This is a genomic window from Streptomyces sp. NPDC045968 (assembly GCF_056430475.1).
Genome location: NZ_JBWKLF010000012.1, coordinates 212,977 through 228,087, shown reverse-complemented (window position 1 = coordinate 228,087; position 15,111 = coordinate 212,977). Strand labels below are relative to the sequence as shown.

Genomic DNA, 15,111 nt, shown 5'->3' with positions numbered 1-15,111 from the left:
GTACTGCAGGGGGGACCCTGTGGGAGAGTAGGACGCCGCCGAACAATTATTCCGGGAAAGCCCCGTGCCCTTGTGGCACGGGGCTTTTCTGCGTTTACGGTACGGCCCCCCGGAGACCCCTGTGCACCGGCGCATGGTGGCTGAGGGTAGGGTCAGGGGGCATCATTGGCACATTCTTCACAGGAGGCCCCCGGGTGGAGGTCCAGGAGACTCGGGTTCAGACGGACCGGGTCCTCACCATCCCCAATATCCTCAGCATGGCTCGCCTTGCCGGGGTCCCGCTCTTCCTGTGGCTGATTCTTCGCCCCGAGTTCGGCGGGCCCCAGAGCGATGGCTGGGCCCTGCTGGTGCTGATGCTCAGCGGCGTCAGTGACTACCTCGACGGGAAGCTCGCCCGTCGGTGGAACCAGATCAGCAGCCTCGGGCGGCTCCTGGACCCCGCGGCCGACCGCCTCTACATTCTTTCGACCATCGTCGGCCTGACCTGGCGGGAGATCCTTCCGCTGTGGCTCACAGCCGCACTGCTCGCCCGCGAGCTCATGCTGCTGGTGATGGTCGCTATCCTCCGCCGGCACGGCTATCCGCCCCCGCAGGTCAACTTCCTGGGGAAAGCTGCAACGTTCAACCTGATGTACGCCTTCCCCTTGTTGCTGCTCAGCGACGGAAGTGGTTGGCTGGCTACGTTGGCCGCCATTTTCGGATGGGCGTTCGCCGGATGGGGTACAACGCTCTACTGGTGGGCAGGGATTCTCTACGTGGTCCAGGTCCGCCGGCTCGTCAAGGCGGATGAAGTAGCCGACTGAGCTCGTTGATGCGGTGCCGTGCAGCGTTGCCGGTACGCACCACCCGATGTCTGGATGATGCCCTGACGGGCAAAGTCGGCTAGACCGTCGTCTCTCAAGGAGGACGTTTCCGACATGAAGGCCGTCGTGATGGCTGGTGGTGAAGGCACTCGCCTTCGCCCCATGACCTCAAGCATGCCCAAGCCGCTTCTGCCCGTGGCCAATCGGCCCATCATGGAGCACGTACTGCGGCTGCTCAAACGGCATGGGCTCAATGAGACCGTCGTAACCGTCCAGTTCCTCGCCTCTCTCGTCAAGAACTACTTCGGAGACGGCGAAGAGCTCGGGATGGAACTCACCTATGCCAATGAGGAGAAGCCACTCGGCACAGCGGGGAGTGTGAAGAACGCCGAGGAAGCTCTCAAGGACGACACGTTCCTTGTCATCTCGGGTGACGCGCTCACCGACTTCGACCTGACCGACCTCATCGCCTTCCACAAGGCGAAGGGCGGACTTGTCACCGTTTGTCTGACGCGGGTCCCGAATCCTCTGGAATTCGGGATCACGATCGTCGACGAAGAAGGACAGGTCGAACGGTTCCTGGAGAAGCCGACCTGGGGACAGGTCTTCTCGGACACCGTCAACACGGGCATCTACGTGATGGAGCCCGAGGTCTTCGACTACGTCCAGGCGGACACCTCCGTGGACTGGTCCGGAGACGTCTTCCCGCAGCTCATGAAGGAAGGCAAGCCGATCTACGGCTATGTCGCCGAGGGCTACTGGGAGGACGTGGGCACGCACGAGAGCTATGTGAAGGCTCAGGCCGACGTCCTGGAGCGCAAGGTCGACGTCGAACTCGACGGCTTCGAGATCTCCCCGGGCGTATGGGTGGCCGAAGGCGCCGAGGTGCACCCCGACGCGGTGCTTCGAGGGCCCCTGTACATCGGTGACTACGCCAAGGTCGAGGCGGACGTCGAGATCCGCGAACACACCGTCGTGGGGTCCAACGTCGTCGTCAAGTCCGGGGCGTTCCTGCACCGGGCAGTGGTGCACGACAACGTCTACATCGGACAGCACAGCAACCTGCGGGGCTGTGTGATCGGAAAGAACACCGACATCATGCGGGCCGCCCGCATCGAGGACGGTGCGGTCATCGGCGACGAATGTCTGGTCGGCGAGGAATCGATCATTCAGGGGAATGTGCGGGTCTACCCGTTCAAGACGATCGAGGCCGGCGCCTTCGTCAACACCTCGGTCATCTGGGAGTCGCGGGGACAGGCCCATCTCTTCGGCGCCCGCGGTGTCTCCGGCATCCTGAACGTCGAGATCACCCCCGAGCTCGCGGTACGGCTCGCCGGTGCCTATGCCACGACGCTCAAGAAGGGGGCGACGGTCACGACCGCCCGTGACCACTCCCGAGGCGCCCGAGCGCTCAAGAGAGCCGTCATCTCGGCCCTGCAGACGAGCGCGATCGACGTCAGGGACCTGGAGAACGTCCCGCTGCCGGTGGCCCGTCAGCAGACCGCGCGGGGCAGCGCCGGCGGCATCATGATCCGTACGTCTCCCGGCGTGCCCGACTCGGTCGACATCATGTTCTTCGACGAACGGGGAGCGGACCTCTCCCAGGCGTTGCAGCGCAAGCTGGACCGGGTCTACGCGCGCCAGGAGTACCGCAGGGCCTTCCCCGGCGAGATCGGGGACCTGCACTTCCCGTCCAGCGTCTTCGACTCGTACACGGGATCTCTGCTCCGGAACGTCGACACGGCGGGCATCGCCGACGCCAACCTCAAGGTCGTCGTCGACGCCTCCAACGGCAGCGCCGGGCTTGTGCTGCCCAGTCTCCTGGGGCGGCTCGGTGTCGACGCACTGACCATCAACCCCGGGCTCGACGAGTCCAGGCCCACCGAGACGGCCGAGACCAGGCGAGCCGGACTGGTGCGGCTGGGCGAGATCGTGTCCTCCGCGCGGGCAGCCTTCGGCGTGAGGTTCGACCCCGTGGGTGAACGCCTCTCTCTTGTCGACGAGCTGGGCCGGATCATCGAGGACGACCGGGCGCTGCTGGTGATGCTCGACCTCGTGGCCGCGGAGCGGCGCAGTGGCCGGGTGGCGCTGCCCGTGACGACCACGCGCGTCGCGGAACAGGTGGCGGCGTACCACGGTACGCAGGTCGAGTGGACCACCACGTCACCGGACGACCTGACCCGGGTGGGGCGCGAGGAAAGCACCATCTTCGGTGGAGACGGGCGTGGCGGGTTCATCGTTCCCGAATTCAGCAGCGTCTTCGACGGAGCGGCCGCGTTCGTCCGGCTGCTCGCCCTCGTGGCGAGGACCCAGCTCACGCTCAGCCAGATCGACGCCCGCATTCCCCGGGCCCATGTGCTGCGCCGCGACCTGGCGACGCCCTGGGCAGTCAAGGGACTCGTCATGCGTCGCGTGGTGGAAGCCGCGGGGGAGCGCAGTGTGGACACCACGGACGGTGTCCGCGTCGTCGAGGCCGACGGACGCTGGGTGATGGTGCTGCCCGACCCGGCCGAAGCGGTCACCCATCTCTGGGCGGAAGGCCCCGACGACGCATCGGCGCAGGCGCTGCTCGATGAGTGGTCGGCCATCGTGGACAGCGCGGGGGACTGACCCGGGTACGGTGCGCCGGGAGCTGCCACGGCACCGCTCCCGGCGCACCGGTGGGGCCATTCGGCGGTAGCCGCAGTGACGTGCGACGATGTGCGGCATGTCGCAGCAGTCCCCCGATCGGAGCACCGTCTCTCCGCCTGCCCGCCCCGACGCGTCCATGTCGCTGCTGACCAATGTGATGGACCACAGCCTCGACGAGGGATACGCCGAGGCCTCCGCGCGCCGTAACGCGGACGGGAGCGCGGGCCTGCCCCGTACGCTCAAGTCGAAACTCGGTCTCGCCGCAGGTCTCGTGCTGGCCGCTCTCGTCGTGACCCTCGGTGCCGCTGAGGCGCGGATCGCGGCTCCCGTGGTGGCCAAGGAGCGCGAAGAGCTCATCGACCGCATCGACGCGGAGACCACCGCGGCCGATGCCCTCGAAGCCGACGTCGACAAGCTGCGCACGGACGTGGGCGAACGCCAGCGCAAGGCTCTCGAACAGCACGGCGGCGACCAGGGCGAGCTGGTCGCGCTCCTCTCCGGGGCGACCGCCGTCGAAGGGCCCGGGGTGAAGCTCGTCGTCGACGACGCCGAGGACACCGACCAGGGCGGTGGGGGCCCCCGCGAGTCGACGGGCTTCGCCGACACCGGGCGGGTACGGGACCGGGACATGCAACGGGTCGTCAACGGCCTCTGGCAGTCCGGCGCCGAGGCGGTCGCCATCAACGGACAGCGGCTGACCGCCCTTTCGGCCATCCGAGCGGCGGGCGACGCCATACTGGTCGACAACAGACCGCTCGTGCCGCCGTACACGGTGCTCGCGGTGGGGGACGGCAAGAGGCTGAGCACAGCGTTCCAGGACAGTGCTGACGGTCAGTATCTCCATGCGCTCCAGGAGAGTTTCGACATCCGTACCAGCATTTCCGATCAGGAGAAGGTGCGCCTGCCCGCTGCGCCGAGCCTGATCGTGCGTACAGCAGAGCCGAAGGCCGCAGACACCGGCAGTGGTGCGGCAGAAAATGGGAAGGGCACATCGTGATCGCCGTACTGGGCCTCGTCGTGGGAGTCGTGGTCGGACTGTTGGTCCGGCCCGAGGTGCCGGCGGTGGTCGAGCCCTACCTGCCGATCGCCGTCGTCGCCGCGCTCGACGCCGTCTTCGGTGGCCTGCGGGCCATGCTGGACGGAATCTTCGTGGACAAGGTCTTCGTGGTCTCCTTCCTCTCGAACGTGGTGGTGGCCGCTCTGATCGTGTTCCTCGGCGACAAACTGGGTGTCGGGGCCCAGCTCTCCACCGGTGTGGTGGTGGTGCTCGGCATCCGGATCTTCTCCAACGCAGCCGCGATCCGCCGGCACGTCTTCCGGGCTTGAGGCCGATGAGTAACGAAGCAACCCCCAGCGGCGAGGAGCGCACCGGCGAGCAGCCGGCCGGCGCACCCGCACCCGCACCCAAGACGCTCTCCGGGCGCCAGCGGCTGATGGCGGGGCTCTGGCCGCCACGGGTCAGCCGCGCCCAACTCATCGTCGCCCTGCTGCTGTTCGTACTCGGGCTGGGACTGGCCATCCAGGTCAGGTCGAACAGCGACAACAGCGCGTTGCGCGGCGCCCGCCAGGAGGACCTGGTCCGTATCCTCGACGAGGTCGACGACAGGACCCAGCGTCTCGAAGACGAGAAGCAGCGTCTCGACGATCAGCGCACGGAGCTCGAGAACAGCTCCGACCAGGCCGAAGAGGCACGGAAGCAGACGCTCGAGAAGGAACGGCAGCTCGGCATCCTCGCGGGCACCGTGGCGGCGCACGGCCCCGGCATCACCCTGACCATCAGCGACCCGGGCGGCGCGGTCGAGGCGGACATGCTGCTCGACGCCATCCAGGAGCTGCGGGCGGCTGGTGCGGAGGCGATCGAGGTCGACGGCGTCCGGGTGGTGGCCAGTACGTACTTCTCCGGTGACGGGGGAGCGCTCGAGGTCGACGGCCGCAAGATCGCGCCACCGTACGAGTTCAAGGTCATCGGCAAGCCGCAGGACCTGGAGCCGGCGCTGAACATCCCCGGCGGAGTCGTGCAGACGCTGGAGAAGGAGCAGGCCACCGCCCGGGTGGAACGGGCCGACGACATCGTCGTGGATGCCTTGCGACCGGCGAAGCGGCCTGACTACTCTCGGTCGTCGCCCCAGTGAGGCCGTGGCGCATGGGGGCAGGGGGACACGGGCATGAGGTTCCGGGGGGTCGGCGCATCGTATTGGTGGCGCGTGGTGGAAACTGTCGAGTGGATACGGACGTTGTGAAGATGTCCGGGTCGGCAGGTGTGTTCATTCAGGGTTCGTCCTGCCCCACGGGCGGGTCTATGTCGGTCAAGGGGAAACGCCCGTGAAGTTGTTTGCGAAGTTGTTCGGAAAGAGCGCCCGCGAGGACAGCAACAGTGCTGCCCGCCACCGCGCGCCGCGGCATGGCCAGGGCGAGGAGCAGGGCGTGGACCGCCCTCTCTTCCGTGACGAGGTGGCCGGTTCCACCGGTGACATTCCGGGCGCGCCCGGCGCGTCGTCTGTTGACCCTGCCGGTGCCGGACGCATAGGTTTCGGTGACCCATCAACCTCAAGTACGGGTGGAGGGTTTACCCACACCCCGGAGGGCTCCGCCATGCCGGTCTGCGCGAGGTGCGGGCATCAGAACGCCGCGGCCAGCCGATTCTGTTCCAACTGCGGCGCGCCGCTCAGGGGCGGAGTGCCGGAGCGGGCTTCCGAGACGACGTCGACCATCTCGATCTCCGGTCTTGAGGCCTACGAGGCGGAGGCGACGGGGCAGACCATGCTTCCCTCGCTCTCGCCGGAGGCCCAGGCCGCCGTCGACGCCCTCCCGGCGGGTTCCGCGCTGCTGGTGGTGCGCCGCGGTCCGAACTCGGGCAGCCGCTTCCTGCTGGACGGCGACCTGACCACGGCGGGCCGGCACCCCCAGAGCGACATCTTCCTCGACGACGTGACCGTGTCGCGGCGTCATGTGGAGTTCCACAGGAACCCCGACGGCAGCTTCACGGTGGGGGATGTCGGCAGCCTCAACGGCACGTACGTCAACCGTGAGCGCATTGATTCCGTTCCGCTGATCAATGGCGACGAAGTCCAGATCGGGAAGTACCGGCTGGTCTTCTACGCGAGCCAGCGGGGCGTGTGACCCTCCCCCGGACTTCGTGTCCGGGGGGACCCCCCAGGAAGGTCCATGCTGCCTACATCGACGGGCGGTGCCGGTCACGGCACCGCCACCGCGGACGGGCGAGCGATGAGCATCGGCACGGTGCTTCTTCAGCTGCGCGACGAGTTTCCCGAAGTCACCATCTCCAAGATCCGGTTCCTCGAGGCCGAAGGGCTGATCGAGCCGCAGCGAACGCCTTCCGGATACCGGAAGTTCAGCACCGCGGACGTCGAGCGGCTCGCTCAGGTCCTGCGGATGCAGCGGGACCACTATCTTCCCCTCAAGGTCATCCGCGGTCACCTGGACGCACTGGCCCGGGGTGAGAACGTCGCTGTGCCGGCCGCCGGAGGGCAGCGGGATCCCGGCGACGGTTCCTGGGACTCCGAGGCGGGCCGGGCGACGGCGGCCAGAATCGGCCGCAGCGAGCTTCTCGCCGCCGCCGAGGTCACCGAGGACCAGCTCGACGAGTGGGAGTCCTACGGGCTGATCTCGCCCACTCCGGAGGGCGCCTACGACGCCGAGATGGTCACCGTGGCGAAACTTGTGGCGGATCTGGGGCGATTTGGTCTGGAACCTCGGCATCTGCGGGCCATGCGAGCGGCCGCGGATCGTGAGGCCGGGCTCGTCGAGCAGGTGGTGGCGCCCCTGCGCCGGCACAGGAATCCGCAGACCAGAGCCCATGCGGAGGCCACCGCGAAAGAGCTGGCGGAGCTCTCCGTACGGCTCCATTCGGCGCTGGTGCAGACGGCTCTCGGCATCCGGCTCCACTGACCTTGGCGGAGCCCGACTACCCAAACATGGCGAGCACGTCCTAGGGTTGCTGTGTGAACGAGCTCGACGTTGTGGGTGTCCGGGTAGAAATGCCCTCCAATCAACCGATCGTGCTCCTGCGTGAAGTGGGAGGCGACCGGTACCTCCCCATTTGGATCGGTCCCGGCGAGGCGACAGCCATCGCCTTCGCCCAGCAGGGCATGGCTCCGGCCAGGCCTCTGACCCATGATCTCTTCAAGGACGTGCTCGAGGCCGTAGGCCAGGAGCTCACCGAGGTCCGTATCACGGACCTCCGAGAAGGGGTCTTCTACGCGGAGCTGGTCTTCGCGAGCGGGGTCGAGGTGAGCGCGCGGCCGTCCGACGCCATAGCGCTCGCCCTGCGCACCGGCACGCCGATCTACGGCAGTGACGGGGTGCTGGACGATGCGGGGATCGCGATCCCTGACGAGCAGGAGGACGAGGTGGAGAAGTTCCGCGAGTTCCTCGACCAGATCTCGCCGGAGGATTTCGATACCAACAGTCAGTGACCGTCCCGTAGGGGTGCTGTCAGCGCATCCGACAAGCCGTTCCCGTTAAAGAGTCACGGGAAACCACCCTCAGGGTGATTATCACTCGGCGTGCCGAGTGTGGCGATCGTTGACGCACCCCGAGTGACTGCCTACCTTCGAGAGGGCAGGTCAAGGACGGAGGTCGGCGTGAGAAGCAGCGGCGACGGTACGGTGGCGGGCGGGCCGTATCCGCAGCAGGGCAGTGCAGCCGACCACACCATCAGGCAGCCGGTTCAGCCGGTGGTGGCGGACGGCATGGCAGCGGTGGGCGATATCGGCTACCGGGGCCCGACCGCGTGCGCGGCGGCGGGCATCACCTATCGGCAGCTCGACTACTGGGCGCGTACGGGGCTCGTCGAGCCGAGTGTGCGTCCGGCGTACGGGTCGGGGACCCAGCGCCTCTACAGTTTCCGGGACGTGGTCCTCCTCAAGATCGTGAAGCGCTTCCTGGACACGGGTGTCGCTCTGCAGAACATCCGCAGCACGGTGCAGCACCTGAGGGCCCGTGGATTCCAGGACCTCGAACGCATGACGCTGATGAGCGACGGGGCGACGGTCTACGAGTGCTCCTCGCCCGACGAGGTCGTCAAGCTCCTCCAGGGGGGCCAGGGCGTCTTCGGTATCGCCGTCGGCGTCGTCTGGCGCGACGTGGACGTGGCCCTGTCCCAGCTGCACGGCGAACGGGTCGACACGGGCGAGACACTGATCGGCAACAACCCCGCCGACGAACTGGCCAGGCGGCGCAACCGCGCCGGCTGAGCGGGACCTGCCCGGGCCTTCAGGGGCGCCGGGCAGGCCGGTTGTCAGTGCCATAGGGCAGCATCGGTCGTGTGAGAGCCGCGCCCACCATCCTGCATCTGGACATGGATGCCTTCTACGCCTCCGCGGAGCAGGCGGCGAAGCCGAGTCTGCGCGGGAAGCCGGTGGTGGTGGGCGGCCTCGGGCCACGCGGGGTCGTGGCCACCGCGTCGTACGAGGCGCGGCGCTTCGGCGTCCACTCGGCGATGCCGATGGCCCAGGCCCGCAGACTCGCGCCCAACGCCGCGTACCTCGTGCCGCGCTTCACGCTGTACAGAACGGTGAGCGACCAGGTGATGGGGCTTCTGGGGCGCATGTCGCCCCTGGTGGAGCCGCTCAGCCTGGACGAGGCATTCGTCGACCTGGAGGCCGGCGGGGTCGCCGACGACTCGGCCTCGGCCCGCGAGATCGGCGAGCAGCTGCGTACGGCGATCAAGGCCGTCACCGGACTCACCGGGTCCGTCGGTCTGGCCGGGTCCAAGATGATCGCCAAGATCGCCTCGGAGGAGGCCAAGCCGGACGGGCTCGTCCTCATCGAGCCGGGTACCGAACGGGAGCTGCTGGCGCCCATGTCCGTGCGCATCCTGCCGGGCGTCGGACCGGCCACCGGAGACCACCTGCGACGGGCCGGGATGACCACCGTCCGCGACCTGGCCGATGCGGGCGAGGCGGAGCTCGTACGGCTGCTGGGCAAGGCCCACGGGGCATCGCTGCACCTCATGGCCCTCGGGTACGACGACCGGCGCGTGGTGGCGGAGCGCGACGCCAAGTCCGTGTCGGTCGAGGACACCTTCGACGTGGACCTGCACGACCGGGTGCGCGTCAGGTCGGAGGTGGAACGCCTCGCGGACCGGTGTGTGCGGCGGCTGCGGGCCGCGGAGCGGTCGGGGCGGACGGTCGTGCTGAAGGTGCGGCGCTACGACTTCTCGACGCTCACCCGGTCCGAGACGCTGCGCGGTCCCACGGACGACCCCACCGTCATCAGGGAGGCCGCCGCGCGGCTGCTGGAGGCCGTCGACACCACCGGGGGAGTACGGCTGCTCGGAGTGGGTGTCACGGGGCTCGCCGACTTCACCCAGGAGGATCTGTTCGCGCAGGCCGCCGACGCGCGCAGCGCCGCAGCGGTCGCCGAGGAGAGCGGAACCGACGAGGAGCCGGTGGAGGCGCCCGAGGAAGCGGCGGAGGAGAGTCCCGAACAGCTTGCCGCGCGGCGGTGGCCCTCGGGACACGACGTACGGCACGAGACCTACGGCCACGGATGGGTGCAGGGCAGCGGCGTGGGCCGGGTGACGGTGCGCTTCGAGGAGCCTGGCGACCCCCCGGGCCGGGTGCGCACCTTCCGCATCGACGACCCGGAGCTCCGGCCGGCCGAGCCGCTGCCGCTCGTGAAAGAGCCCGTGGACTACTCCTCCTGGCCCGCCAGCCTCCCGAAGTCACGGTCCGGCGCCAGCTCCTCCTCCGGCGGCGAGTCCAGACCGTAGTGGCGGTAGAGCTGCAGCTCCTGCTCCGGTGAGAGATGCCGTCCGACGCCGAAGTCCGGCGCGTCCTTGATCAACGCGCGGTCGAAGGGGATGCGCAGCGAGTCGTCGACGAATTCGCTCGGTTCCAGTGGCACGAAGGCGTCCCTGCTGAAGAGCCCGGTACGTACGGCCGCCCACTCGGGCACCCCGGTCGCGTCGTCGAGATAGACCTCATCCACCGTTCCGATCTTGGCGCCCTTGCGGTCGAATGCCTTGCGGCCGATCAGGCTGCGCGGATCGATATCGGTCTGCACGGTGCCTCCCACTGGTCGCAACAACTGAGGGTGGTCCCCCCATTACTCCACAAGCACTACGAAAGTGCAGATCGGGGGCGGCGGCCACTCGAGACAGCCGACGTGTGCCCGCTGGTAGGCTGGCAGTGGCTGCTGACCCCGTGCGGGAGAGTCCTTCGGTGAGAACGCCGGAGGCGCCGAAGGAGCAAATCCTCCCCGGAATCTCTCAGGCCCCCGTACCGCACGGTTGAGGTCACTCTGGAAAGCAGGACGGGACTCGCCACGGCACAGACCGGCGCGGGACCTTTCCTCACCGACGGTGAAAGCCGGTCCGCCATGTGCGGCCGGTGAAGCTCTCAGGTCGAGATGACAGAGGGGGAGGCCGTTCGGGCACCCACGCCGTGGTGCCCCTCGCAGGTCGTGACAGACCAGGAGGCCTCCATCATGACCCCCCGTCGCACTCCGCTCTCCCAGCTTGAGCAGGGCATTCCCTTCGAGCAGCGCCACATCGGGCCCGATGGCGAGGCCCAGGCGAAGATGCTCGCCCAGGTCGGCTACGGCTCCCTCGACGAGCTCACCGCAGCCGCGGTGCCCGATGTGATCAGGAGTGCGGAGGCGCTGGACCTCCCCGCCGCCCGCTCCGAGGCCGAGGTACTGGCCGAGCTGCGCTCCCTCGCCGACCGCAACCAGGTCCTCGCCCCGATGATCGGGCTCGGTTACTACGGCACCTTCACCCCTCCGGTGATCCTCCGCAACGTCATGGAGAACCCGGCCTGGTACACGGCGTACACCCCGTACCAGCCCGAGATCTCCCAGGGCCGCCTGGAGGCGCTCCTCAACTTCCAGACCATGGTCGCCGAGCTGACCGGACTGCCGACCTCGGGCGCCTCCCTGCTCGACGAGGGCACCGCCGCCGCCGAGGCGATGGCGCTGGCGCGGCGCGTCGGCAAGGTCAAGAACGGCGTCTTCCTCGTCGACGCGGACACCCTGCCGCAGACGATCGCGGTGATAGAGACACGTGCCGAGCCGACCGGTGTCGAGGTCGTCGTGGCCGACCTCGCCGAGGGCATCCCGGCGGACGTCGCCGAGCGCGGTGTCTTCGGCGTGCTGCTCCAGTACCCGGGCGCCTCCGGAGCCGTCCGGGACATCCAGCCCGTCATCGAGCAGGCCCACGAGCTCGGCGCGATCGTCACCGTCGCCGCCGACCTGCTGGCCCTGACCCTGCTCACCTCCCCCGGTGAGCTGGGCGCGGACATCGCGGTCGGCACCACGCAGCGTTTCGGCGTGCCGATGGGCTTCGGTGGACCGCACGCGGGCTTCATGGCCGTACGCGAGAAGTTCGCCCGCTCCCTGCCCGGCCGGCTGGTCGGTGTCTCGGTGGACGCCGACGGCAACAAGGCGTACCGCCTGGCCCTCCAGACCCGCGAGCAGCACATCCGCCGCGAGAAGGCCACCAGCAACATCTGTACCGCTCAGGTGCTCCTCGCGGTGATGGCCGGGATGTACGCCGTCTACCACGGCCCCGACGGGCTGCGGACGATCGCCCAGCGCACCCACCGTTACGCCACCATCCTCGCCGAGGGCCTGAGGGCCGCCGGTGCCGACGTCGTGCACGGGTCCTACTTCGACACGATCACCGTGCGGGTTCCCGGCAAGGCCGCGCAGGTCGTCGCGGATGCCCGTGAGCGCGGCGTGAACCTGCGGCTCGTCGACGGCGACCTGGTCTCCCTCGCCTGCGACGAGACCACGACCCGTACGCAGATCGCCGCCGTCTGGGCCGCCTTCGGCGCCGACGGTGACATCGAGGCGCTGGACGCGGCCGCCGCCGACACGCTGCCCGAGGGGCTGCTGCGCACCGACTCGATCCTGACCCACCCCGTGTTCCACCAGCACCGTTCCGAGACGGCGATGCTGCGCTACCTGCGCAAGCTGGCCGACCGTGACTACGCGCTGGACCGCGGCATGATCCCGCTCGGCTCCTGCACGATGAAGCTGAACGCGACCACGGAGATGGAGTCGGTCACCTGGCCCGAATTCGGCGCGCTGCACCCCTTCGCACCGGCGGAGCAGGCCCAGGGCTTCCTGACCCTGATCCGCGAGCTGGAGGAGCGCCTGGCCGAGGTCACGGGTTACGACGCCGTCTCCATCCAGCCGAACGCGGGCTCGCAGGGTGAGTTCGCCGGTCTGCTGGCGGTCCGCGCCTATCACCGGGCCAACGGCGACGACCAGCGCACGGTCTGCCTGATCCCTTCCTCGGCGCACGGCACCAACGCCGCGAGTGCCGTGATGGCCGGCATGAAGGTCGTCGTGGTGAAGACCGCCGACGACGGCGAGGTCGACATCGACGACCTGCGCGCGAAGATCGAGAAGCACCGTGACGAGCTCGCCGTGCTCATGATCACGTACCCCTCGACGCACGGTGTCTTCGAGGAGCACGTCGCGGACATCTGCGGTGAGGTCCACGACGCGGGCGGCCAGGTGTACGTCGACGGCGCCAACCTCAACGCGCTGGTCGGCCTGGCGAAGCCCGGCAAGTTCGGCGGCGACGTCTCGCACCTGAATCTGCACAAGACTTTCTGCATCCCGCATGGCGGCGGCGGCCCGGGCGTCGGCCCGGTCGGTGTGCGCGCGCACCTCGCGCCCTACCTGCCGAACCACCCGCTCCAGCCCGCCGCGGGCCCGGAGACCGGCGTGGGCCCGATCTCGGCCGCCCCGTGGGGTTCCGCAGGGATTCTGCCCATCTCCTGGGCGTACGTACGTCTGATGGGCGGCGAGGGCCTCAAGCGGGCCACGCAGGTGGCCGTGCTCGCCGCCAACTACATCGCCAAGCGGCTCGAACCGCACTACCCGATCCTGTACAACGGCCCGGCCGGTCTGGTCGCGCACGAGTGCATCGTCGATCTGCGGCCGATCTCCAAGGCGACCGGGGTCAGCATCGACGACGTGGCCAAGCGCCTGATCGACTACGGCTTCCACTCGCCGACCATGTCGTTCCCGGTGGCCGGGACACTGATGATCGAGCCGACCGAGAGCGAGAACCTCGCGGAGCTCGACCGTTTCTGCGACACGATGATCGCCATTCGCGGCGAGATCGAGAAGGTCGCGTCCGGCGAGTGGAGCGCCGACGACAACCCGCTGGGCAACGCCCCGCACACGGCGGCGGCGCTCGGTGGCGAGTGGGAGCACGGCTACAGCCGTGAAGAGGCCGTCTTCCCGGCCGGTGTATCGGCCGCGGACAAGTACTGGCCGCCGGTGCGCCGGATCGACGGTGCCTTCGGCGACCGCAACCTGGTCTGCTCGTGCCCGCCGCTGGACGCCTACGACAACTGAGGTACGCGCGGCAGAGCGTGACGCGGACATGCGTCGGGGCCGGTACGGAGACTTCTCCGGCCGGCCCCAGTTCGTACGGCCGCGGTCAGGCGGCTTTCATGACCCGCCCGGACTCCAGCGGCCGGTGCGGTGCGATGATCTGCCCGTCCGGCAGGAGCTCGCCGGTGTCCTCGAAGAGCAGGACGCCGTTGCACAGGAGGCTCCAGCCCTGCTCCGGGTGGTGTGCCGTGAGGCGCGCGGCTTCCCGGTCGGCGGAGTCGGCGGACGGGCAGGGTGGCTGGTGCTGGCACATGGCTGGGTTCTTTCGCTGCGTTGAGTTGAGTGTCCTGCGGCTTGACGGTGTGTTCATGGCCGCCCCCGTATCAGTCGGTCCGGTCCCAGTGTTGCCCTACGGGCGTCGATCCGCAGGGATTTCGCGGCAGCTCTTGTCCTCCTCTCATGACGCATCACCCGGCCGGGCGGTTCACCGTAACTCCACTGTCTCTTCGGGGGGTTCGGGGTGGCCCGTACGGACTAGTCCTGACGGGCAGAACCGCGCCCCCGTCGTAGTGCCCCCGGAGGCCGGGGGCGGTACGACGGGGGCGCGGTGGAAGCGGTCAGGCGGGCGATCCGAGCAGGGGGCCGGGAGGAATGCGCAACGTCATCACGGGCAAGAGGTCGGCGACCGCGTGCGGACGGTGGGCGGCGATGCCAGGAGGTGCGGGTGCCAGGGGCACGAGAACGTCGGTCGGGGCGAGTGCGCCGCCCGAGGGGTCGGCTTCGGTGTCGCCGTGCAGCCACAGCGTGAGCATGTAGAGCCCGGGGATGGAGAGCAGGCGCGGCTGGTACGCGGCCGGTGCCGCTTCGGCCTGTCGCACGGCCAGCTCGGTCGAGGTGATGTACGGGCCTTCGAAGAAGTGCGAGAAGGCCCAGCCGTCGGGAGTCAGCATGGTGTCAGCGGCAGCGATGGCGCGGTCTCCGCTGCGGATCAGGAAGCGCCAGCCGGCGAGGCGGGTGCGGGGCACGGCCTCGTTCGGCGTGATCCGGTCCAGTACGTGGACGGGGAGCGGGAGTTCGGGGCTCAGCGGTCCCTGGACGGACCGGAGAGCGGGGGTGCGGGCCTCGCGGACTGCGGTGGGAGAACCGAGTGCCGTGAGAACGCTGCGCAATGCGGGCGCGGGAGCCTGGGGTACATGCAGCGGCATGGTGAGTCGCCTCTCACTTCGGAGACACGGTGATGCGTGGGCGGGTGCAGACGGCGCTGTCGGCGTGCCGGGGCGAGAGGACGGCCGGTAACGCGGCCTGTGCGTCAACTCTCTGCCTCGTCCGCGGAGTTTATACGACACGTGTTCACACGGTG

At 68.8% G+C, this 15,111-nt stretch carries 14 protein-coding genes and 1 riboswitch; of the genes, 11 read left to right on the top strand and 3 right to left on the bottom strand.

What is annotated here, in order from left to right:
* The first annotated feature begins 194 nt into the window (after positions 1-194).
* From clsA to AC07FA_RS30620, 10 genes are all read left to right on the top strand, one after another.
* Positions 195-803, top strand: coding sequence for a cardiolipin synthase ClsA (gene clsA, locus AC07FA_RS30665; RefSeq protein WP_479079568.1), 609 nt, complete (start codon positions 195-197; stop codon positions 801-803).
* A gap of 114 nt (positions 804-917) precedes the next feature.
* Positions 918-3,413 carry a sugar phosphate nucleotidyltransferase gene (locus AC07FA_RS30660; RefSeq protein WP_479079567.1) on the top strand — a complete coding sequence of 832 codons (2,496 nt, stop codon included), beginning with the start codon at positions 918-920 and terminating at the stop codon, positions 3,411-3,413.
* 97 nt (positions 3,414-3,510) lie between these two features.
* Positions 3,511-4,431 carry a DUF881 domain-containing protein gene (locus AC07FA_RS30655; protein ID WP_479079566.1) on the top strand — a complete coding sequence of 307 codons (921 nt, stop codon included), beginning with the start codon at positions 3,511-3,513 and terminating at the stop codon, positions 4,429-4,431.
* Positions 4,428-4,760, top strand: coding sequence for a small basic family protein (locus AC07FA_RS30650; protein WP_003970459.1), 333 nt, complete (start codon positions 4,428-4,430; stop codon positions 4,758-4,760). Before AC07FA_RS30655 ends, AC07FA_RS30650 begins: the two co-directional genes overlap by 4 nt.
* Positions 4,761-4,765: 5 nt before the next feature.
* The gene (locus tag AC07FA_RS30645; protein WP_479079565.1) at positions 4,766-5,566 is read left to right on the top strand and encodes a DUF881 domain-containing protein; all 801 of its coding nucleotides are present in this window, start codon (positions 4,766-4,768) and stop codon (positions 5,564-5,566) included.
* Positions 5,567-5,756: 190 nt separating this feature from the next.
* On the top strand, positions 5,757-6,554 hold the full coding sequence (locus AC07FA_RS30640) for an FHA domain-containing protein (protein ID WP_479079564.1): 798 nt from the start codon (positions 5,757-5,759) through the stop codon (positions 6,552-6,554).
* Positions 6,555-6,599: 45 nt separating this feature from the next.
* Entirely contained in the window at positions 6,600-7,343 is a 744-nt protein-coding gene (gene ftsR, locus AC07FA_RS30635) for a transcriptional regulator FtsR (protein ID WP_479079563.1), read from the top strand.
* 53 nt (positions 7,344-7,396) lie between these two features.
* Positions 7,397-7,870 carry a bifunctional nuclease family protein gene (locus AC07FA_RS30630; RefSeq protein ID WP_014044725.1) on the top strand — a complete coding sequence of 158 codons (474 nt, stop codon included), beginning with the start codon at positions 7,397-7,399 and terminating at the stop codon, positions 7,868-7,870.
* Between the two features lie 168 nt (positions 7,871-8,038).
* Positions 8,039-8,650: a MerR family transcriptional regulator gene (locus AC07FA_RS30625; protein WP_479079562.1), complete on the top strand. Its 612-nt coding sequence runs from the start codon at positions 8,039-8,041 to the stop codon at positions 8,648-8,650.
* A 71-nt stretch (positions 8,651-8,721) separates the two neighbouring features.
* Positions 8,722-10,170 carry a DNA polymerase IV gene (locus AC07FA_RS30620; RefSeq protein WP_479079561.1) on the top strand — a complete coding sequence of 483 codons (1,449 nt, stop codon included), beginning with the start codon at positions 8,722-8,724 and terminating at the stop codon, positions 10,168-10,170.
* On the opposite strand, the gene AC07FA_RS30615 is transcribed toward AC07FA_RS30620, so the two are convergent.
* On the bottom strand, positions 10,092-10,463 hold the full coding sequence (locus AC07FA_RS30615; RefSeq protein WP_479079560.1) for a PRC-barrel domain-containing protein: 372 nt from the start codon (positions 10,461-10,463) through the stop codon (positions 10,092-10,094). The genes AC07FA_RS30620 and AC07FA_RS30615 overlap by 79 nt on opposite strands.
* Positions 10,464-10,596: 133 nt before the next feature.
* Positions 10,597-10,694: riboswitch (glycine riboswitch) on the top strand.
* Between the two features lie 192 nt (positions 10,695-10,886).
* On the opposite strand from AC07FA_RS30615, the gene gcvP reads away from it, so the two are divergent.
* Positions 10,887-13,772 carry an aminomethyl-transferring glycine dehydrogenase gene (gene gcvP / locus AC07FA_RS30610; protein WP_479079559.1) on the top strand — a complete coding sequence of 962 codons (2,886 nt, stop codon included), beginning with the start codon at positions 10,887-10,889 and terminating at the stop codon, positions 13,770-13,772.
* A gap of 85 nt (positions 13,773-13,857) precedes the next feature.
* On the opposite strand, the gene AC07FA_RS30605 is transcribed toward gcvP, so the two are convergent.
* A complete protein-coding gene (locus tag AC07FA_RS30605) occupies positions 13,858-14,064 on the bottom strand; it encodes a DUF5999 family protein (protein ID WP_479079558.1) in 207 nt (68 codons plus the stop codon).
* A gap of 304 nt (positions 14,065-14,368) precedes the next feature.
* Positions 14,369-14,956 carry a hypothetical protein gene (locus AC07FA_RS30600; RefSeq protein WP_479079557.1) on the bottom strand — a complete coding sequence of 196 codons (588 nt, stop codon included), beginning with the start codon at positions 14,954-14,956 and terminating at the stop codon, positions 14,369-14,371.
* Between the last annotated feature and the right edge of the window lie 155 nt (positions 14,957-15,111).